This window comes from Nonomuraea sp. NPDC049028, assembly GCF_043197735.1.
In the GTDB taxonomy this organism is placed as follows: domain Bacteria; phylum Actinomycetota; class Actinomycetes; order Streptosporangiales; family Streptosporangiaceae; genus Nonomuraea.
On the sequence record NZ_JBICTR010000008.1, the window covers coordinates 312,202 to 332,566 of the forward strand.

Below are 20,365 nucleotides of genomic sequence, written 5' to 3' on the forward strand. Positions count from 1 at the left end.
ATCGCCCGGCTACCGAGGAGAGCGACATGACCACCGTGCACGGCATCGAGGGCCGTGGCCTGCAGCACTGCGAGACGACGGCCCTGGGAGTGTTGCTACGGCATGAGGGACTTGATCTGTCCGAGCCCATGCTGTTCGGGCTCGGCTCGGGCCTGTCCTTCATCTACTGGGACAGCAAAAGCATGCCGTTCCCCTTCCTCGGCGGGCGCGTCAAGCCCTTTGAACTCACCAGAAACCTGACTGCCAGGCTCGGGCTGACGCTGTCGATCGATGAGACCACCTCACTACGCAAGGCGTGGGAGAACGTGGCCGCCCAGATCGACGCCGGTCGCCCGGTCGGCCTCCAGCTCGACTCCTTCCACTTGGCCTACTTCCAGTCCAAGGTGCACTTCGGCGGCCACATCGTCGCCATGTACGGCTATGACGAGCACGATGCCTACCTGGTGGACACCGCGCAGCAGGGAGGGGCCGTACGTACGAGCCGGAACAGCCTGGCCATGGCGAGGGCCGAACGAGGCCCGATGACCGCCAGGAACCGCTCGTTCTCCATCACCCTGCCGGCGCACGCGCCCTCCTGGCAGGACCGGATCATCCCCGCGATCAAAGCCTGCGCCGACGCCTTCCTGGCCCCTCCCATCGCGAACCTGGGCCACCGCGGCATCGAAAAAGCCGCGAGCCAGGTGCCCAAGTGGCTGCTGCGTACGGACGATCCGCAGCGCGACCTACCACAAGCGGCCGTACTCATGGAGAAGGCCGGCACCGGCGGCGCCCTGTTCCGCGCCCTCTACCGTGACTTCCTCGGCGAGTGCGCCGAACTCGTCGACGATGACCGCCTGCGTACCGGTCACCGGCTGTACGCCGAGGCCGCCGCGCTGTGGACGAGCGTGGCCGACTTGATCGCGAAGGCCGGAGAGAACGGCGACGCGGCGCAGCTTGAGCAGGCCGGCGCCATCCTCCACGACCTTTCACGGATCGAGCGGGACGCCATGCACGTGCTGAGTGAGCTCTAACACCCGCCGCGGCCCTCCACCAAGACGGCGAAACCATCGAGATGGCGCGCGAGGGCGTACTCGAACAGTCCGTTCAGGTCCGACGCCGCTTCCTCTGGGATCGCGGCCAGCAGTGGGAAGCGTCCGCTGTGGAGGAGTTCGTCGGTTCGCTTCCGCTGGGCCAGCCACCACCGGTCGAGCGTCACGCCGGTCTCCTGCTCCGCTTCGACCTCATCCGCCATGGACAGAGCAATGGTGAGGACCAGCGTGTGCAGCGTGAGCGCCTCTTGGATCCCGGTCGCCGCGGGCAGCCCGAGCCCGTCGAGTGCGCGCAGGGTCCACTCTGTGTGCTCCATCATGTTGGGGACGAGCGACGGGCGAGTGAACGAGATGGCCCTCGGCAGCCAGAGGTGTCGCCGGCACAGCTCCCACTGACTGCGAGAGATCAGTTCGAGCTTGGCTCGCCACCCCTCCGGCCCCGGGATGGGCAGATCCGGTTCGCCGAAGGCTTCGTCGACCATCTGCGTCACCAGCTCGTCCTTGTTCGCCACGTGCCGGTACAGCGACATCGGACCGACGCCGAGCTCGGCCGCGAGTCGCCGCATGGAGACGGCGTCGAGTCCCTCGGCGTCGGCGGTCGCGATGGCGGTGCGGAGAACCTGCTTCCGGTTCAGCCTGGTGATGCCGCCCTGACGCGGCTTCAGTGACGCGCTCGGGCCGGTCGGCTGCTGCCGGGCCGCGCGTGCGCTGACCACCGCGCCAGAACCGACCTTCGTCTCGACCAGCCCGTCGTCGCGGAGCGTCGCCATCACTTTGGTCGCGGTCGCGACCGCGACGCCCCATCGCTGGGCGATCTGCCGGATGGACGGCATCCGCTCGCCGGGCCGCAGGTCGCCGGTCAGGATCCGAGTACGGATCTCCGCGACGATCCGCCGGTATGGCGGGTCCGGTCGCTGCGTTGACGACGACATGTGCCCCCGATTCGTTTGGTGAGATCGCTACAGTGTACTAGTTCGATCGCTACAACACTAGTTCACTTTATTTGTCTTAAGCGCAGAATAGTGCGGCTTTCATGCCCGGCGTAGCTACTCTGTACGCATGACACTTAATACACCGTACGCACCGGCCCGATCGGAGGACCCGATGTCCTTCTCGTTAACCGAAGTGCGGTCGTGGCATCGACCATTGATGATCATGGTGGCGGCGATGTCCGCGCTCATCGTCGTCGCGCTCTTCGGCCTCCTCACAGACGGCCGCGAGCTCATGCAGCAGTCGATCTGGGTGAAGCCGCTGAAGTTCGGGGTGTCGTTCGTCATCCATGGCGCGACGCTCGCCTGGCTGTTGCCGAAGCTTCGCAAGGCGAAGCGCACGATGTGGAACCTCGGAACGGCCTTGGCCGTCGCCGGGATGATCGACGTCGGCTTCATCGCGGTACAGGCCGCTCGCGGCACCTACAGCCACTTCAACACCGGCGCCGACACGTTCAACACGATCGGACAGGTGGTCTTCTCCACAGGCGTGGTCGGGCTGTTCGGGGCGAACCTGCTCATCGCCATCATGCTGCTGTTCCAGCGGATCGGTGAACCGGCACTCACCTGGGCCCTGCGTGCCGGGATCGGGCTGGCCGTCATGGGCATGGGGCTGGCGTCCTTCATGGTCGGGACGGCCAACAGGACGCCCCGGATGGCCGAAGATGCCTACGGGAACCCGGTCCCGCTGGTCGGGGGCCACGGGGTGGGGGTGCCCGACGGCGACGGCATGCCGATCACGAACTGGAGCACCGTGGGTGGCGACCTGCGCGTTCCGCACTTCATCAGCCTGCACTCCATGCAGGTGTTCGTCCTCGCGGTGCTGGTTCTCACCGCCCTCGCGGCCCGGGTCAGCTGGCTGCGCGGCGAACGCGCCCGCGCCCAGCTGACCGGGGTCGTCATCGTGGGCTACGCCGCGCTGTTCGCCATCACGGCGTGGCAGGCGCTGCGCGGCCAGTCGCTGATCCACCCTGACCCGGCCACGTGGATCGCGCTCGGGGCGTCGGTTGCCGTGACCGCCCTGCTGGCGGTGCTGGCCATCTTGGCGGCCCGCCGCAGGGAGATGTCACCCGCCCGCCATGGGCGCACGCCCAACGTGCAGCACCTGTCCGGCAACCCCCGCTAGGCCCAGCAGGCATAAAGGCGTGGGCCGACCTCAGGGGCGAATCGTATGACCAGCTGAACCTGTATCCCGCCGATGTGCGCGGGCCGCTCACGGAGCTGCTTCACACCTGACCCCGGCGCGCAGGACCGGGGCGGGGCAATTTCTGAGTAGGGGTTACTCATGGCGTCCCCGAGATGTGCGTCGACACTCGGTCCATGCGTATCCGCCGGGTGATCATGCCGCTCGTACTGACCGTCGTCGCCGTCATGCTCGGTGCCCCACCAGGGCACGCCGCAGGGTCGGTCCGTGGTGACTGTGAGTTCCTCGGGAGCTCGCCCCTCTCGGTCGCGGAAGGCGGGCGGCCTCGGGCCAGGATCACCTTTGTCAACGACAGCCAGGAGAGCGGGTGGTTCACCGCCACGGTTGAGGCCGGGTTCCACTACTGGCACACCACGTCGTTCTACCGGCAGCTGTTATCCGCCGAGACAGGGCTGGTGCAGGGTGAGTTCGACCTGCCGCCGGCGTACGGCGAAGGCCTCGGCGAGGCGAGCGGCGTACGGATAAAGATCACCTCGACGCTGTCGGGCGACACCACCATCGGCACGTGCGCCACCCAGCTGAAGGTGCACACGGGCCGTGACTCCGACCAGGACGGGCTGCTGGACGACTGGGAGACCAACGGCATCGACTACGACCAGGACGGCACGGTCGACCTCGCGCTGAACCAGCCCCCGTACAACGCCGACCCGAACCGGAAGGACATCTTCGTCGAGCTGGACGCGATGTTCTGCGTGGCGTCGTACTGCCCGCGCTCCAGGGAGCTCGACCCGACCGCAATCGGCCAGGTGGTGGCCGCCTTCGCGGCGCACGGCATCACCCTGCACGTACGTACCGGCGAGCGGGCCGCCGAGGTGGAGCGGATCTCCTTCGACACCGACAGCCCGGGCGCGTTGAACGACTTCGCCGACCTCAAGTTCGGCGACCCCGATCTGCCCTGCGACGGGAACTTCGGCGACGTGCTCGACCGGCTCTCACGCAACTGCGAGAACATCCTGGGCGCCAAGCGGCTGGTGTTCCGCTATGCCCTGTCGGCGCACGGGCTGACCGGGCTCGGCACCACGTCGGGGCAGGCCGAGGCCGGAGACGACTCCCAGTTCACCGTCGACGCCTCCCGCCTCGGCCGCATCGCCCTGCCTGGCGGCAACGACTTCGTCATCACGCTCGGCGTTTGGGACAACAAGCGGATAACCGACAACGGCGGCCAGGTGGCGGCAGAGGCGGGCACGTTCCTGCACGAGCTCGGCCATACGCTCGGGCTCCAGCACGGTGGCATAGACAGCATCAACTGCAAGCCGAACTACCTGAGCGTCATGAACTACTCCTACCAGTTCCCCACGGCATCCACCGCGACCCGCCCCCTGGACTACCAGCCCCAAGAGCGCGCCCCCATGGCCGAGAACAACGGGCTCGACGAGGTGGGCGACGCCGTGCCAGGGGCCGGCGGGCGGACCGTCGTGTACGGGCTGGGAGGCGTCTGGAATACCACGCCGGCCAACAAACCGGTCGACTGGAACGGCGACGGCATCAAAGCGACGGGCCAGTCCGGGGACGTCAACCACATCATCCTGGGCCCCGACACCAAATCCTGTCCCGTCTCACTGGGCCAGACCCTGATCTCATGGAACGACTGGGAGCACCTGAACCTCAACTTCCGCGAGAGCCTGTGGTTCGAGGACGGCGCGCACAAGGGCGTACTCGGCCTGGGCGACACCGAGATCACCGCCGAGGCCGCGGCGAGTCTCAACCCACCGATCGACCTCACCGCCACCAAGACCGTGGACAGGCAGGACGCCTCTCCGGGCGACACGCTCACCTACACCGTGAGCGTGGGCAACAAGGGACCCGCCACCGCCACGGCAGTGAAGATCGACGACACGATGCCTGACGGCACCGTCGTCCGCCGTACGACGTCCGACATCAAGACGGGGGACTCCGCACGGGAGACATTCACCTACGAAATCCCCTGTACGACTGCGGACGGAACCGTCCTGACCAACAAGGCGACCGTGTCCGGCACCAACGAGCGCGGATACGCCGAAACCGGCACCCTCTCCGACAACACCGCCGACGCGTCCACCACCGTACGAAAGCCGCTGATCGGCGTGGACGCCACCGCGCCCGCCACCGTCAACGCCGGCGAGGCCGCCGCCTATACCCTGACCTACCGCAACACCGGTGGCGCCCCCGCGCCCGCTGCCACGCTCACCGCGACGCTGCCCGCCGGCGTCTACTACAGCACCGCGCTCGACCAGGGCGCCGGACCCCGTCCCGGCTCCGTGACCAGGAACGCCGACGGCACCACCACGCTGCGCTGGAACACCGGCACGCTGCCCGCCCGCACCGGAACCGGCACGATCGCGTTCACCGCGCGACCGAGCCTGCTGCTCCTGAACGGGGCGAAGGTCACCGTACCGGTCTCGCTGAGCGTCGCCGGCTCGGGCCCGTGCCCGATCAGCCCTGTCACCGCTACGGCGGAAACCCGGATCACGACCGTCTCCCCGAGCCACGACCCCAGGCTGGTCACGTTCTGGGCACTGCGGCCCGACCTGCGCACCGCCGAGACACTCGCCCGCGTCCAGGCCACCGACAGCCGCTTCGACGGCACCGACGGCTCGGCCGCCGACGGCATGCTCTCCCGGCCGGAGTCCTCCGCGGTCCTCACGCTGCCGGTGACGCAGCCGCGCACGCTGCTGGCCGAACTCCTGGCCACCCAGCTCAACCTGGCCACCCGCCGGATCAACGCCGACACCGCTGTCGACACTCTCACCGCGCGCGCCCTGGGGTTGACGACGGTGGGTGACGCCGTCCGCCACGCCCAGGCCACCCTCACCCAGCCACCCACGCTGGACAACCTCATCCGCTACACGAAAGCCACCCAACTGCTCGCCGAGATCAACTCAGGTCTGGCGGTTTAGTACGCCTAGCCGGCCTCCCCGCGCCAGCTAGGGCACTCACCTTGCGAGTCAGGCGAGGGCCGGGTAGTGCGACCCAGGCCCTCGCCGGAGCGGTCACTTGATGTCCTGGGCGCTCCGCAGGTTCGTGAACGGGTTGAATGCCGGTGCTTTCGCCTGCAGCAGGTAGGCCTTCATGTCGCCCCCGTAGAAGGCGTTCGGGTTGGCCATCATGAAGTTCTTGCGGCGCCCGGCGTCCTCGTCGTTGCCGAGCGACAGCAGGTAGTTGATGGAGACGAAGTTGCAGAAGCCCTCCACGTAGGGCTTTTTAGAAAGCTTGTTCTCGTAGAGCCAGATGTGGGTGAGTTCGTGGACCAGGGTCTCCATGAAGGCCGCTTTGCGCATCCCGTTGAGAACAAAGATCGTGTAGCTGGTGATCTTGTTGTCCACACCCTGAGCCTTGCACAGGCCCAGCAGGGTGCCCTTCTCACCCAGCCCGTGACCCTCGGCCAGGATGACGTTCGCGGGCACCACCTTGACGCTGAAGTTCGGGATCTCCTTGGGGAAGGTCTCCTTCTTGCTCTCGAACCACGAACGGATCCAGAACAGCCCGTCCTTGACGCAGGCTTCGACGTCGAAGGCCGGGCCGGAAGCGCAGAACGCGCACCGGGCGTCGTTCTCGGCCAGCAGCTTGGCCCCCCGCAAGGGGGTCTTGGACTCCGCCAGGTAGGCGGGAGTGCAGCAGGCCCGGCACGTCTGCGCGACGGAGCAGGGCTTGCAGAAGGAGAGTTCGGAGAACGTCCACGGACCCCAGACGGAGGTCATCGTCGTGGGCTTCACGGTGAATCTGATGATCTCGACGTACTCTTCCTTGCCCACGGTGAGCAGCGTCGTGCGCTCAGGACAACCGTCGCACCTCTTCGGCTGCACATCTTGCATGTCGCTGTGTTGGCTTCCATGGCGTACAGCGTCAGGTGGGCCGCTTGCCGTCCGATGCACGCGCAATTTACGCACCAGCGCAATGCCGGGATTGGGCCAGGGCGCGGCGCGGCTGCAGCACCTGGGCCTGCTGGAGACCGTCCGTGGTCGCAGTGGCGGGGTACGCCTCGCCGCCACGGCCCGCACTGCCTCGATCGGCGGCCTCGTACGCGAACTGGAGGGCGGGACCGAGGTCGTCGACTGCGACGGCGACCCGATACAGCCGCAGCGCGCAGGCGACCGGCGAGCAGAAGCACGCGCTGGCCGGTGCGGTCGCCGCGTTCGCCGGGCACCTGGTCGGCGCCGGCCCGGACGCCCCGGTCTTCGACCACATCGTGGAGCGCATCGCACAGCGACACTGCGCCCTGGGCATCCGCCCGGAGCAGTACACGGTGGTCGGCGCACCGAGGCGCACGACACAGCGTCGTTCATCCTCACGCCGGCCGACGGCGCACCCAGCCCACCCGCGACGTCACGGCCGTGCACGCCGACCGCAGTATGGAACGCCACCCGCTACGAGCCGACATGATCGCCAACGGCTCCCGGCTGCTGTCCTTCCGCAACCTCGTCTGGTACGAGCAGACGGTCCCGGACGCGCCGGATGCCTTCACCGGTTTCATCGACACCGACGCGATCCCCCTGCACCCCGAGGCGGATGTCTACCTGTGCGGTCCAGTCCCGTTCATGCAGATGGTCCGGGCCGGCCTGCACCGCCGCGGCGTACCGGACGAGCGGATCCGCTACGAGGTCTTCGGCTCCGAACAGTGGCGCCCGGCCCCCGTACCGACGCCGGCCTGACCGTACCAGCCCGTGCCTGAGGTCCCTGAGAGCGCCATCAACCAACTCATCATCCGCGGGACGACCGGCGCTGCCCGCCGTCCCACCGAACCGTGATCGAATCCACCAGTGTGCTGATTCTCGACGGTGCAGTATCTGCTCAGCCGGAACGCACGCCACCGATCGTTCCGGATATTTCCGGATCATGGAGTGTGCCGCCCGAATGAGGAGGGTGGGACGAGAAGCGCTTCCGCGCCGATCGGAACGTAGCCGGCGGCGAGGAATGTTCGGACGCTCGCCGCATTGCCTGGGGCGATCTGAGCCCAGAGAGGGTGCGTGATGAGATGCCTGGCGGCGCGGGCGAGGGTTCGGCCCAAACCGCCTCCTCGGCTGGAAGGGTCGACCTCGATCGCAACCTCCCATCGAGCGGCGACGCCTCGTCCGATGACCAGCAAACCTCCTGGACAGGTCCAGACGCGTACATCGTCACGATAGCGGTGAGCGCGCCGGACACGAGGATGGGCCGCATCCGTGACCTCGACCAGTTCGATCGGCGGAGGACCAACGCAGGGGACAGCCACAGCGAGCATGTCGATGTTGTTGACTCTGCGCCCCATAGCTGCCTCTAACTCCATGAGGAAGGGCGGGTTCAGTGGCGCCGATAGGTCTCCGTCGGGAAGCCGAGATCTGATCCAGTCCTCATCGAGGTCGGCGTAGATCACATTGTGGGCGGTGAAGGCGATCACTCCCGCGTCACGCGGGGACGGCTGCGGGACGATCGTGGGGCCAGCCCCAGGCTGGGGCATATGTCCGCTAGCCGCATCGGCAAGGATGTCCTGCAAAGCGATCATCCGCAGACCGTAGTCGCTGGCCCGGCGTACTTTCAAGGGCCGTCAATTCCACACCAAACGCGCCCCCGAGCACGTACGGGAGGCTCACGGGGCCTCCCCGAAATCGGCTTGCCTTTGGTCTCGACACCGCGGAGATCGACATCACGTGGCAGCTTCAGTGGCGCTGAGCCTGGGGCCAGTCGTGCGCTCGACGACCTGCCCGGTTCCCCGGTCTCAACAGTCGCGATCTCCGGCTTGGTCCGCACCGGACACGCCGGCCGCCTGCGCGGCGATGACGGCCGCGACCTACTCGACGACCGTCCGCGTGTGCGCCGGCCGTACCGTCCAAATGATCATGGGAAGGGACAGCCCGGCCAGCGGGCGCCATGGCCACTCGAGGAGCTGGCGGGCGGCGGTGTGCGAGCCGACGACGACAGCGTCGGCTTCCGCGGCCTCGGCGCAGGCGAGCGCGCCTCGTCGTCCGTGACCGTCCGGCCCCGTCTGTGGCCGTCGTCACCCAGCTGGTCACCCAGCCGGAGACGCCCGGCGCAGGGCTCACCTGCGCAGGCCGTCTCACTATTCTCACGGCATGACCACCGAAGATCAATGCGCCATCATAAAGGACCTGCTCTCCCTCCCCTTCCCGCAGGAGCGAGCACGGGTGGGAAACCGATCCAGCGGTCCGGGCTACCACATGCGTGTTCTCCAGGCCAGCCAGGATTTCTGGGACGATCGCAGTGAAGAGACCGTCGAAGCCGCTGAGGAGGTGATCGACACCGCTTACAGGGAGCTGGAGACCACTCTGACGGCACGCTGGGGCAGCCCCGAGACGGTCGATCTGGAACCGTACCTGTGGGCCGAGGACCCAGCCCCGGAACCGATCGACGAACTGTGTCAGCTCAGCGGGCAGATGCTCGTCTGGCGGCGACCGGAAGCGGGCCGATGGGTCGCGCTCGCCATCGGCCAAGCCGATCGGGAGTTCCCCATCGAGTTGCTGGCGGCGGTTGGAGCCCTCTCTGCCCCTTAACTCCTATGGTCGGTCGTGTCCGGTGTTAGCGCGAGCACTCCGGTTTCCCCGTGCCCTCGTCTCGCGCGTCAGGGTGTACAGCTGACGCCGTACGCGGCGGCGATCTCGGGAGCCAGGTCGAAGGCGATCTCCGTCCACTCCTCGATCTGCTCATCGCTCCCGCTTCATATGCCGTCGACTCACCGCGTAGCGGCAACGGGCAGGGGACGGAGTGTCAAGCTCAGCTTGGCGTGTACGTTTGCCGGTCGCCGTTCCTCGATCATGCGTTGTCCTGCGGTCAGAGCCGGGCTTGATACGGAAGAGTCGGTCTGCTGGGCTTGCCTGAGTCGATGGTGTGCGAGGTGATCAGCCCCAAGCCACCCATCGACGTTCAAGGCCGTGTGGCGATCACCTCGGTGCCGGAGCGCTTCCGCCGGAGGCTCTGTTCTTCTTGCTTCGAGGTCCAGCGGGGTCCTAGGGCGGCCCGCTGGCGGCGAACACCGTAAAGCACGTCCACACGGTGCTCCGTAAGGCCCTCACGGACGCTGTGCTCGTGGACGAGCTGCTTCTGTTGTGGCGCGCATGTGGCGGATGGGATTTAGTACGCCCCCGCCGCCACCCGGCGGGTGACGTCCGCGCTGGACCCGCAGGGCCACTTGCCCAGCGCGCATCGCTCGGCGATGCCCAGACGCAGCAGCAGCCTGGCAAGAACGCGGGCAGGCTGGGGAACCGTCTCCACACCGCCACGCCGGCAACCAGCGCATGCGGCCTCCTCGCCTCGCGAGGTCGGCGGTGTAGCCGCAATTCCGGCAGTCGGGGCGGTCATATGGGTGAGGACTACGGCCAAGTAGCGACCGGACCAAGTGGGCATTGACTCGTGATCTTGCTGGCTGTATAAATGGTGTATTTATGTGGCATTCGTCCTGGGCGGCACCATCGACATCCGATATGGGAATCGCTTGCCTCGCATTTCTGCCTTATTGAAAGGAGGATGCTGAACATGCGCCTCCGCACAGTTTTTGTGGGTACAGGATTCTCCGTAGCCGCGGTCACGGGAGTTGGGGCTCCGGCCCACGCGCCAGCCCCACCCAGGCGACCAGGCGCATCAACCACCACTGCATCGAGCCTTGCCGGCCGACAGTGAAGGCGGCCCCGCCATCCGTCGGCGTAGATGCTCCGTTAGTGATTGCGAGCGGTTGCTGTAGATCATGGAGATGAGGAACATCGCCGCCGACGATGTGGCCCATGCGCGGATACTGATATTCGACCCGGAGAGCTGGATCAGCGCGGGGAAAGGCGTCCGGAAGGCCGCTGATGATCTGGCCGAGGGCGTGGACGAGTTCTGCCGGGCGGTGGATGAGCGCCCCTTCGGTCAGGACGATCTAGGCCGGGCGCTGTTCGAGGGCGATCCCGAGGCGGGCATGCCGGGGTTCGCCCGACTACGTGACGACCTGCTGAAAGACCTGGTCGGAGCGGTGAACCTGCTACGCGCGATGGCGGCCGGGATGGTCGTCGCCGGGTGCAGGTATGCCGCAACCGAGGACTTGAACGCCAGGATGATTGCCGGGAGCAGGTACGCCGAGGCCGAGGAGGCGACCACCGAGATCCCGTACGCGCAGGGGTACCCGGGATGGCTGACGGATCCGGATGTGTACAAGCCCCGGCTGAGCCTGAGCGGTCTGCCGACGACCACACCAGCGCCTGACTTCGTGAGCCAGGCGATCTGGTTCCTCGAATCTGTAGGAGTCGGGTCCGCGTGGCCGGATGGTGATCTCGACGGTGTGGCGCGGCTGCGGGATGCCGCGACGACGATGGGACGCGTGGTCGCTGACGTCCAGGAGCAGGTCGCCGGGCAGGCCGGGCGGGTGACCGGGGCCGGGTCCGGGCTGGCCACGGCTGTGTTCGGACGTACCGCACGGGTGGTGCACGGCGAGAATGGGCAGCTGGCCGACCTGCATCGGCGCTGCGCGCATCTCGCCGACAGCGGCCAGATCGGCTACGACGCGATCGTGGAGGCCAGACGGCGATTCCTGGCATCCGCGGCGTTCGTGGTGGCACTGATGCTCATTGCAAAGCTACTGGCCCCCCGGCTCGGCCCCCTCCTCGACGCCGTGGTGAAAAAGCTGCTCCGAACCGAGGGCCAGGTACTGCGGATCACTTTGCTGATCATCCGTCAGGCAGCGTTGGGCGCGATGTACTCCGGCGGACTGAGCGCGATCGACCAGCTGTTCGCCACCGGCACCATCAATGTCGGGAAGCTGGTTCGGGATATGTTGCACGGAGTGCTCGCCGGCGGGTTGATGGCCGGTGCGCACGGCGCGCTGCCCGCATTGCTACGCCGAGGCGGACCCGCGCTCACGGGCCTGGCCGAGGCCATGGAGTCGGCCACATGGGAGCGGGCATTCTCCCGGATCATGGTCGGCGGTGCGGTGAGCTCAACAGTGCTGGCAACCACGGGATGGGCGAGCGGCGCCGGCTGGGATTGGAAGCACGCCGCTGAGATGGGCTTCGGCATGGCCGCACTCAGCACCGGCGCGGGTATCGCCGCTCGGTCCTGGCCTGCCCCACCCTATGCGAGCCTGAGGGGCAGAGAATGGAAGCAGAGCCCGGCCAAGCGGTGGCATGACGTCAAATGGGCCACCGGGATTGTCATGATCACCACTCCTGCGAACGCCATCTTCGCACTCGCAAAGTTCGCCGAGGACGGAAGAAATCCCTTCTTCTTCCAGAAACGGGTTGGCCAGTTCGGCCGCGAGTTCGACATGGCCAAGGGCCGTACGATGAAGATAACCGACGGCATGAAAGGCGGCAGCGGCGAACGTACGAGCGTCGGTAATGGCTGGTCGCGAACCACCCTCGACGAGACCGTCCAAATGCTCTACAACGTCATCATCAAGGGAAACATGTCGGTCGTAAACGACCGACCGCTATTGACCCCCGACAGACAGAGAACAGTAGCGGCACTCGGGCCCATCCTGGGGCCACGCTGGAACGAAGCGGATCTGGCCGGAAAGCCTGGGTGGCTCGGCCCATTCCCCAACAAGACCGTCGAGCTCAATCTCAAGCAGGGGACATTCGCGTACGACCTTCAACGAGGCTTCACGGGCCTCTGGCATGACCAGCACGCGAGCCTGAAATTGGATCGGGAGATCGCCCGGAAATTCCTCTCCACTTACTGGAAGCGCATTCTCTAGGCTCGATCTTCCGTGCGCGTACTCCGCGACACCCAGGATCCCATCCTTGCCGAGTGGAACCCTCCGCTGCTGTGGCCACTGGGGCGAAGCAGTGTGCCCAGGGACCCCGCCCCTCGTCTCATTGATCTCAACGGACAGCGCGGCGATCGCCGAGAACAACGCCGGGCTGATCTGGGGATCCGCCAACAGCTCCGCAACACCCTCGGAGAAGTAACAGGGCCACCCCTCCGCTTCATGCTCACTCAAGCGGCAGGCCCTGCCGCTCACGGCGAGCGAGGATGTCCTCCATCGTGACGACCGGCAAGGTGCCGTCCATTGCGGCCCGGCGAATCTGCTCGGCCTCGGGGTCGGTATCCAGCATCGCCTCACACCACCACCGGCGCAGGATCGCCTCAGCCTGATCCAGCGGCGCCGTACCGAGCTCGCGGTAGAACTCCATCCGCCGGCCACCTTGAAGCGCGTCGGCGATCCCGTCGACGGTACGCGGCACCCGCGGCTCCCGAGGAACTTGTGGATGGACAGGCTGAGCGCTCATACCGTGAGGATAGCCGCCAGACGCGACAGCGCACTGGGAGGAGACCAGGTGAAGCTCGCCATAGGGAAATCAAGAGGCCCTCGCGAAGATCGCGAGGGCCTCCCGCCTGTGAGCCGACGAGGGGAATCGAACCCCTGACCTTCTGTTTACAAGGTCCCCAAACGATCTTCAGGACCATTCAGGTCCGTTCGCTGCGCCAGTAGGAGGTCGCCTTGCCGTTCAGGCTCGTACGGCTCAGTTCATGATCGTCCGTTCGGGTGGCTCCCCACGTGGCTCCCAAACCGGGGCCGCCGTCCTGGCCGAGATCACCCGTGTGCACTCATGAGCAAGCATGAGGCCAGGTTGATGTATTAGGCGTCACAGACCTTATGACTTCCATCCGCTCTCTTCCCCGTGGGTCACTGTCGCAAGGCCGTCCTCCACGGACCACGAGGACATGCCATGAGCGATATTCTCCGTGCATGGGACGTGATGAACGTGGTGTGACTCCTCAGAATGAGGACTTCTCGGCCTGGTACAACGAGCTGGTTGCCAAGGCGCAGCTCGTTGACAGGGGACCCGCCAAGGGCACCATGGTCATCCGACCATACGGCTACCGCCTGTGGGAGCTCATCCAAGAGGAACTTGATCGCCGGATCAAGGACACCGGTCATGAGAATGCTTACTTCCCTCTACTGATCCCAGAGAGCTACCTTCGGCGAGAGGCCGATCACGTCGAGGGATTCTCGCCTGAGCTCGCCGTTGTCACTCACGCTGGCGGTAAGGAGCTCGAAGAGCCGCTGGTCGTTCGGCCGACCTCAGAGACGATCATCGGCGAGATGATGGCCAAGTGGGTCTCATCCCATCGAGACCTTCCGCTCCTGCTGAATCAGTGGGCCAACGTCGTGCGCTGGGAATTGCGGCCCCGCATGTTCCTGCGGACGACGGAATTCCTCTGGCAAGAGGGTCACACAGCACACGCCGACGAGGCGGACGCCATGCGCGAGACGATGCTGGCACTGGATCTCTACACGGAGGTTGCGCGGGACATCGCGGCGATCCCAGTAGTACCTGGCGAGAAGACACCTGGGGAGCGGTTCGCCGGCGCAGTCCGTACCTTCACCATCGAGGGCATGATGAGGGACGGCAAGGCGCTCCAAGCTGGAACCTCCCACTACATGGGCACGAATTTCGCAAAAGCCTTCGACATCCAGTACACCTCCGAAGCCGGTCGTCTCGAACTGTGTCACACCACCTCATGGGGCATGTCGACGAGAATGATCGGCGGCGTCATCATGACCCACGGCGACGACAAGGGCCTGGTCCTCCCACCCAGACTCGCCCCCTATCAAGTTGTAATCGTGCCGATTGGACGTGGCGATCAGGGCGCGCAGACCTCAGCCGCGGCACTGGAGCTTGCAGGGCGACTTAAGGCGGCCGGTATACGTACCCATGTCGATGATCGCGCACAGCTTTCACCTGGCTTCCGGTTCAATGAATGGGAGCTGCGCGGCGCCCCTATCCGGCTGGAACTCGGTCCGCGTGATCTTGAGGCTGGCACTGTAGTGATGGCCAAGAGGCTGGGCGACGAAGGCAAACAAAGCATCTCGCTGGCTTCCGCACCGGAGCTCATTCCTGGCGTACTGGAGGAGTTCCAAGCCTTCCTTCTTCAGCGGGCTACCGAATACCGCGACAGTCACACCATGAGAGTGGACACCTGGGACGCCTTCACGAAGGCGGTGGCATCGGGATGGGCGTTGGTCTTGCACTGCGGCAGACCCGCCTGTGAGGACGACATCAAGGCCAAGGTCGCAGCAACTCCACGCTGCATTCCGCTCGACGGTACTCCGGAGACCGGATGGTGCGTGCATTGCGGTGAAGCATCGGCATATGGCAAGCGTGTCATTTTTGGGCGGGCTTACTGATCACGGTTACCACGATGCTCCGTGAGCCGGGGCTGAGGAAGGAAGTCCCGGCTCGTCGATCGCCCCAAGCACGTACGGCGTCCAGCCATGCAGTGGCGATCGTAGGGCTGCATCTGTGCGGCGGCGCGGCAACCCCGGTCGGTGCGTTCGGTTGGTCCGGCGGGGCCGGCGTGCGGTGCCCGGCCCGGTGTCCCGCCGCTGTCCGGGACCGGCCCCCAGGCCGCACGCCCGGACGGCAAGCGGGCGGAGGGCCGGTGGTACGGCGGCGCGCCGCGCCGCCGCTTGATACCTATGAGATCAATTCGGCAAGTTTTCCAGCGCCAAAGCCCAGGGGTAGCTGTCGATGCGTTCCCCGCCGGAACTGGGCGGGTGTGGCTCGAACTGAGCTGGGCCGAGTAGGACTCGGACTCCTTCAGACCTGAGCTGGTCAACACTGCGTTGGAAGGGGGCTCGTGAGGCTAGGGCGGTGTTGACGAACGGCAGGATGACTACTGGAATGCCGAGTCCAGGGGCCTCGGAGAGCAGGCCGAGCGCGTAGGTGTCGGCGATGCCTGAGACGAAGCGCTGCCGTTGCCTGCCGGGCTCTCTGTTAGCAAGGGTGTTAGCAAGATCTCGACTTTGTCCTGACAAACAGAAGGCCTCTGAACAAGAAATCCCTGTTCAGAGGCCATCTGATGGAGAGCCGACGAGGGGAATCGAACCCCTGACCTTCTGTTTACAAGACAGATGCTCTGCCGATTGAGCTACGTCGGCGCGGCCTATCAGTGTAGACGGTCAGCGACCCCGATGACGAGCCACCTCGTACAACGCCACCCCAGCCGCCACCCCAGCGTTCAACGACTCCGCCGCCGCCCGCATGGGAATCCGTGCCACAACATCGCACTGCTCCCGCACCAGCCGCGACAGCCCCTTGCCCTCGGAGCCCACCACGACCACCAGCGGCTCGTTCAGCAGGTCGACGTCGCCGATGTCCGCGCTGCCCTCGCCATCGAGTCCGATCACGAACAGGCCGGCGTCTCGGTACTCCCGCAGCGCCGCCGTGAGGTTGGACGCCCGTGCCACGCGGAGGTTGGCCAGCGTGCCCGCGGAGGTTTTCCAGGCCCCGCCCGTCACTCCGGCCGAACGCCGCGACGGGATCAGCAGCCCGTGCGCTCCGAAAGCGGTCGCCGAACGCGCGATGGCGCCCAGGTTACGCGGGTCGGTGACGCCGTCGAGGGCCACGACCAAGGGAACTTCTGCCGCGTCCTGCGCCAATTCGACCAGCTCAGAAGGGTGCGCATAGTCATAGGCCGGGATCTGCAGCACGATCCCCTGGTGAACGGCTCCTTCGGTGAGCCGGTCAAGCTTCTCGCGGGTCGATTCGAGCAGCGCGATGCCCCGCTCCGTCGCGACCTTGATCGAGTCGCGTACGCGGTCGTCGCTCTCGATGCGCTGCGCGACATATAGCGCGGTGGCCGGCACTCCGGCGACCAGGGCCTCGAGCACCGGGTTTCGGCCGCCGATGTATTCGGGCGCGTCCTCGGAACGCCGCTGCCGGGCCGGAGCGGGCCGCCGTCCGCCGCCTTGCTCTTCGCGGGCGATCCGCTCGGAACGGGCCTTGTCCTTGTACCAGTGACGCATCTCGGCAGGCGGGGTGGAGCCCCTGCCCTCGAGCCCGCGGCGTCCCTGCCCACCGGTGCCCTTGGACGGGCCCTTCTTCTTCGCGGGCCTGCCCGATGCCCTACCGCCAGCTGCCATGGCATTAAGCGTACTCGGGCCACCACCCATCTCACGCCTCACTCAAGATCACACTCTGCTACGAGCAGGCCCTCAGGTCGATAGGCGCAGTCGGTTCACTTGCGAGGCCGATAGGGGGCGGCAATCCCGGCGCACTCCCTCCCACCCGCTCCGGTTACTCTATGTACATACACATGTTCATATTGTTTCCCGGAAGGTGAAATATATGGATAGGCGAACGTTCTCCAAGCTGCTCCTCGCGGGAACGGCCGCGGCTTCACTGCCCAACCTCCCGGCCGCCTCGGCCTCGGCGGTCGTACCCGACAACCGGAAGACGCCGGTGAAACAGATCAAGGCCGGTGTCCTGAACATCGGGTACGCGGAGGCCGGTCCCGCCGCCGGTCCCGCGGTCATCCTGCTGCACGGATTCCCGTACGACATCCAGAGCTTTGTCGAGGTGACACCCCTACTGGCAAAGAAGGGCTATCGAGTGATCGTCCCTTACCTCCGGGGCCACGGCACGACCCGCTTCCTCTCAGACCGGACATTCCGGAACGCCCAGCAGTCGGTGATCGCCCTCGACATCATCGCCCTGATGGACGCCCTCAAGATGGAGAAGGCGATCCTGGCCGGGTTCGACTGGGGATCGCGTACGGCCGACATCATCGCCGCCCTCTGGCCCGAGCGCTGCAAGGCCCTGGTCTCCGTGAGCGGCTACCTGATCACCAACCGCGAGGCGCAAAAGGAGCCCCTGCCGCCGCGAGCCGAGCTGGCCTGGTGGTACCAGTACTACTTCGCCACCGAGAGGGGCCGACTCGGCCTCGAACGGTACCGGCACGATTTCGCCAGGCTCATCTGGGAGAACGCCTCCCCGACCTGGAAGTTCGACGATGCCACGTTCGAGCGCACGGCGGCGTCCTTCACGAACCCGGACTGGGTGCCCATCGTGATCCACAACTACCGCTGGCGGCTGAGCCTGGCCGCGGGCGACCCGAGGTACGACGGCATCGAGAAGCGACTGGCCGCGGCTCCCGCCATCTCCCTGCCCACGATTACCCTCGACGGCGAACACGACCCCTTCACCCCGGCAGGCGGCGGCTCCGCCTACCGCAAGCACTTCACCGGCAAGTACGTGCACCGGACCCTGCGGGGAATCGGCCACAACGTGCCGCAGGAGGCTCCGCAGCCGTTCGCCGAAGCCGTCGTCGAAGTGGACAGGCTCTGAATCTGATACGAGCTACGACGCCCCCTGCCCACCCATCCGAGCCTCCGGCTGAGGGAATCGGAACAACCCGTGCAACCTCCCCAAAGCCTCAAGGTCCCCAAAAGCCCTCGCAGCTCCGCTCTTGATCGCATCGCCAAGCGTCCCCTGCCCCGCCCCCATGTCCACCAGAACATCGTCATTCATCTCAATAACGACATCCGGCCGCTGAGCGGGCCCATGCACCGTTTCGACCGTCCCGTCGTCGACCCGAGCGTGAAAGACCTCATCGGAAACCCGGAACTCGTACACCGCCCGCAACCCCACCGCCGCCTCCGGCTCGAAGCCGACCCGCAACGCCAGCACCGCCCACCCGGCCTGGAACGCCTCCCCTTCCTTGCGCTCCCCCATCGCCCACTTCATGCCCCACCGCGCCAGAGCCAGCACCGCAGGCCCCAGCTCCTCGCCGGCTTCGGTCAGGGCATAAGCAGGGGTACGCGCCGGCGCAGGCAGCACGATCTTGCGTACCAGCCCCTCACGCTCGAGATGCTTCATCCGAGCCGCCAGCAGCCCGGTGCCCAGCCCGCGAAGGCTGTGCTGCAGATCTCCGAACCGCTTCGGCCCGGTCAGCAACTCGCGCACGAGTAGCAGCGTCCACCGCTCGCCCACGATGTCCAAGGTCCGGGCAGTGGCACAGAACTGGTTGTACGATCGCTGATCCACTTCAACATTCTAAGCTTCGGGCTTCCTGATTCTGAACTTCCTAGTCAGAGGCGGTCTCGGCCAGGTCGCCGGTCATCTCGGAGGGCAGACCAAGTACGGGAGAAAGGGACAGTCGAGCCGCGACGACCCGCGCGCGCTGGCCCTGCCCAAGGCCCGTCAGCAGTTCGCCCACGACCGCACCTGCCTCCCGACGCTCAACCGCGATCTGACCGGCCGGGCCCGTCAAGACCCGGGGACGGCTGAACGCGGAGCTATGGCAGAGGATCGCCGCGGCCGCGCGGCGGCAGACAGGATGCACCGGTTCCCGCCTGCGTCGTCGCCTGAGTTATGCAGCGCATCCGCACGCTGACCACCGCCATCTGGCACAACGACCAGACCGGACAGCCCGTTCTGCGCTCACTGACCGCCTACGACCACCAACCCTTGGGATCGGTCATCTAGTTGGGCGGTGCCAGGGTGCGCAGGACGCAGAACTCGTTGCCCTCGGGGTCGGCCATGACCACCCAGCTTCGGTCCGGGCCTTGGCCCACATCCCTCTTGATGGCGCCGAGGCCGAGCAGCCTGGTCACCTCGTCGTCGGTGCTGCAGTCGATCGGGCTCACGTCGAGGTGAAGCCGGTTCTTCACGGTCTTGCCCTCGGGCACCTGGATGAACACCAGGGTGGGCGACATCTGGCGGGCCCGGACCTCCTCGACGGTCGGCTCCCAGGAGCCGATCTCGACCTTGCCCTCGTTCCGGTCGATCACTTTGAAGTCCAGGACCTCGCACCAGAAGGCCGCGAGTCTCTCCGCATCGTGGCAGTCCACAGCCAACTCGGTGAATCTACTTGTCATGTCTCTCCCAGATGTTTCACGGCGTTCCGAACCATGCGGAAAGTGCCTCACGCAGCGGGGGCGTGGCGCTGTCGGCGGGTTCGTCGAGGGTAGCGGCCCAGGCGATGTGGGCGTCCGGCCTGATCAGCAGCGCGTCGGCCGGTCGATCGTCGGTCTTGGCGGTGTGGATGTCGACGCGTTGCCGCCAGTCCTGGGCGGTTTCACGGAGTTCTGGGCGGTCGGCGAGGTCGAGCAGGGCGGGCCGGGCGGGGTGCAGGAGGTCGGCGACGTTGGTCATGCCCTGGTCGGTGTGCAGGGTGAGGTCGGGGACGAAGGTGCCGGCCAGCGGGTGAGGGCTCGTACCGGGCATCGGGTAGCGGCCAGCTTCCAGGCCACGTTGACCGCGTCGAGCATGTCGGCGTTGAGTGCCACCCCGGTGGCCGGGAACAGGTGCGCCGCGTCACCGGCCAGCAGGATCCGCCCGTGGCGGTAGCGTTCGGCGATGGCCATATCCGCCCGATTCCTTCCCGAGCACTACGTCGACCCTGAATTGCCGAATGCCGCAATTGCTGCGAGGCTCAAAGTGGGCTCGGCGTGAGCGCCTATCGTGTAAATC

Annotated in this window: 19 protein-coding genes and 1 tRNA gene; 9 read left to right on the forward strand and 11 right to left on the reverse strand. The window is 66.4% G+C overall.

All coding sequences use genetic code 11. The features are described from left to right. Window positions 1-26: 26 nt before the first annotated feature. Window positions 27-1,010, forward strand: coding sequence for a BtrH N-terminal domain-containing protein (locus ACGFJ2_RS31885; protein ID WP_393474548.1), 984 nt, complete (start codon window positions 27-29; stop codon window positions 1,008-1,010). On the opposite strand, the gene ACGFJ2_RS31890 is transcribed toward ACGFJ2_RS31885, so the two are convergent. Beyond that, on the reverse strand, window positions 1,007-1,960 hold the full coding sequence (locus ACGFJ2_RS31890; protein WP_357959626.1) for a GntR family transcriptional regulator: 954 nt from the start codon (window positions 1,958-1,960) through the stop codon (window positions 1,007-1,009). The two genes, ACGFJ2_RS31885 and ACGFJ2_RS31890, sit on opposite strands and share 4 nt — an antisense overlap. Window positions 1,961-2,177: 217 nt before the next feature. On the opposite strand from ACGFJ2_RS31890, the gene ACGFJ2_RS31895 reads away from it, so the two are divergent. After that, complete coding sequence (locus ACGFJ2_RS31895) at window positions 2,178-3,143, forward strand: hypothetical protein (RefSeq protein WP_358202380.1); 966 nt, start codon at window positions 2,178-2,180, stop codon at window positions 3,141-3,143. Window positions 3,144-3,337: 194 nt separating this feature from the next. Continuing rightward, on the forward strand, window positions 3,338-6,097 hold the full coding sequence (locus tag ACGFJ2_RS31900) for a CARDB domain-containing protein (RefSeq protein ID WP_393474552.1): 2,760 nt from the start codon (window positions 3,338-3,340) through the stop codon (window positions 6,095-6,097). A 93-nt stretch (window positions 6,098-6,190) separates the two neighbouring features. Here ACGFJ2_RS31900 and ACGFJ2_RS31905 read toward each other — a convergent pair whose 3' ends face one another. After that, a complete protein-coding gene (locus ACGFJ2_RS31905; RefSeq protein WP_393474555.1) occupies window positions 6,191-6,952 on the reverse strand; it encodes a hypothetical protein in 762 nt (253 codons plus the stop codon). A 142-nt stretch (window positions 6,953-7,094) separates the two neighbouring features. Here ACGFJ2_RS31905 and ACGFJ2_RS31910 point away from each other — a divergent pair, with 142 nt between their 5' ends. The 3 genes from ACGFJ2_RS31910 (at window position 7,095) to ACGFJ2_RS31920 (ending at window position 9,685) form a co-directional block, all read left to right on the forward strand. Further along, window positions 7,095-7,580 (forward strand): Rrf2 family transcriptional regulator, encoded by a 486-nt coding sequence (locus ACGFJ2_RS31910; protein WP_393474558.1) that lies wholly within the window; start codon window positions 7,095-7,097, stop codon window positions 7,578-7,580. Continuing rightward, window positions 7,532-7,849 (forward strand): hypothetical protein, encoded by a 318-nt coding sequence (locus ACGFJ2_RS31915; RefSeq protein WP_393475112.1) that lies wholly within the window; start codon window positions 7,532-7,534, stop codon window positions 7,847-7,849. Before ACGFJ2_RS31910 ends, ACGFJ2_RS31915 begins: the two co-directional genes overlap by 49 nt. Window positions 7,850-9,247: 1,398 nt before the next feature. Further along, window positions 9,248-9,685: a hypothetical protein gene (locus ACGFJ2_RS31920; protein WP_357959614.1), complete on the forward strand. Its 438-nt coding sequence runs from the start codon at window positions 9,248-9,250 to the stop codon at window positions 9,683-9,685. Window positions 9,686-10,262: 577 nt separating this feature from the next. Here the strand turns inward: ACGFJ2_RS31920 and ACGFJ2_RS31925 are convergent. Next, entirely contained in the window at window positions 10,263-10,403 is a 141-nt protein-coding gene (locus tag ACGFJ2_RS31925) for a hypothetical protein (RefSeq protein WP_357959611.1), read from the reverse strand. Window positions 10,404-10,878: 475 nt separating this feature from the next. On the opposite strand from ACGFJ2_RS31925, the gene ACGFJ2_RS31930 reads away from it, so the two are divergent. Next, entirely contained in the window at window positions 10,879-12,858 is a 1,980-nt protein-coding gene (locus ACGFJ2_RS31930; protein ID WP_393474562.1) for a sugar transferase, read from the forward strand. A gap of 238 nt (window positions 12,859-13,096) precedes the next feature. On the opposite strand, the gene ACGFJ2_RS31935 is transcribed toward ACGFJ2_RS31930, so the two are convergent. Next, a complete protein-coding gene (locus tag ACGFJ2_RS31935; RefSeq protein WP_358202440.1) occupies window positions 13,097-13,393 on the reverse strand; it encodes a hypothetical protein in 297 nt (98 codons plus the stop codon). Between the two features lie 461 nt (window positions 13,394-13,854). Between ACGFJ2_RS31935 and proS the strand changes: the two genes are divergently transcribed. Further along, the gene (gene proS, locus ACGFJ2_RS31940) at window positions 13,855-15,297 is read left to right on the forward strand and encodes a proline--tRNA ligase (protein WP_393474565.1); all 1,443 of its coding nucleotides are present in this window, start codon (window positions 13,855-13,857) and stop codon (window positions 15,295-15,297) included. Window positions 15,298-15,977: 680 nt separating this feature from the next. Here proS and ACGFJ2_RS31945 read toward each other — a convergent pair. After that, window positions 15,978-16,050, reverse strand: a tRNA-Thr gene (locus ACGFJ2_RS31945). A gap of 21 nt (window positions 16,051-16,071) precedes the next feature. After that, window positions 16,072-17,034, reverse strand: a complete 963-nt coding sequence (gene rlmB / locus ACGFJ2_RS31950) for a 23S rRNA (guanosine(2251)-2'-O)-methyltransferase RlmB (RefSeq protein WP_357958024.1) — start codon at window positions 17,032-17,034, stop codon at window positions 16,072-16,074. 205 nt (window positions 17,035-17,239) lie between these two features. On the opposite strand from rlmB, the gene ACGFJ2_RS31955 reads away from it, so the two are divergent. Continuing rightward, entirely contained in the window at window positions 17,240-18,238 is a 999-nt protein-coding gene (locus ACGFJ2_RS31955; protein WP_393474568.1) for an alpha/beta fold hydrolase, read from the forward strand. 12 nt (window positions 18,239-18,250) lie between these two features. Here ACGFJ2_RS31955 and ACGFJ2_RS31960 read toward each other — a convergent pair whose 3' ends face one another. The 5 genes from ACGFJ2_RS31960 to ACGFJ2_RS31980 form a co-directional block, all read right to left on the reverse strand. Beyond that, window positions 18,251-18,937 (reverse strand): winged helix-turn-helix transcriptional regulator, encoded by a 687-nt coding sequence (locus ACGFJ2_RS31960; RefSeq protein ID WP_393474571.1) that lies wholly within the window; start codon window positions 18,935-18,937, stop codon window positions 18,251-18,253. 40 nt (window positions 18,938-18,977) lie between these two features. Then, a complete protein-coding gene (locus tag ACGFJ2_RS31965; RefSeq protein ID WP_393474574.1) occupies window positions 18,978-19,109 on the reverse strand; it encodes a hypothetical protein in 132 nt (43 codons plus the stop codon). 265 nt (window positions 19,110-19,374) lie between these two features. Then, the gene (locus ACGFJ2_RS31970; RefSeq protein ID WP_393474577.1) at window positions 19,375-19,770 is read right to left on the reverse strand and encodes a VOC family protein; all 396 of its coding nucleotides are present in this window, start codon (window positions 19,768-19,770) and stop codon (window positions 19,375-19,377) included. Window positions 19,771-19,786: 16 nt separating this feature from the next. Continuing rightward, on the reverse strand, window positions 19,787-20,047 hold the full coding sequence (locus ACGFJ2_RS31975) for a hypothetical protein (RefSeq protein ID WP_393474579.1): 261 nt from the start codon (window positions 20,045-20,047) through the stop codon (window positions 19,787-19,789). Further along, on the reverse strand, window positions 20,044-20,259 hold the full coding sequence (locus tag ACGFJ2_RS31980) for an FAD-dependent monooxygenase (RefSeq protein WP_393474582.1): 216 nt from the start codon (window positions 20,257-20,259) through the stop codon (window positions 20,044-20,046). The genes ACGFJ2_RS31975 and ACGFJ2_RS31980 overlap by 4 nt, the downstream gene beginning before the upstream one ends. Between the last annotated feature and the right edge of the window lie 106 nt (window positions 20,260-20,365).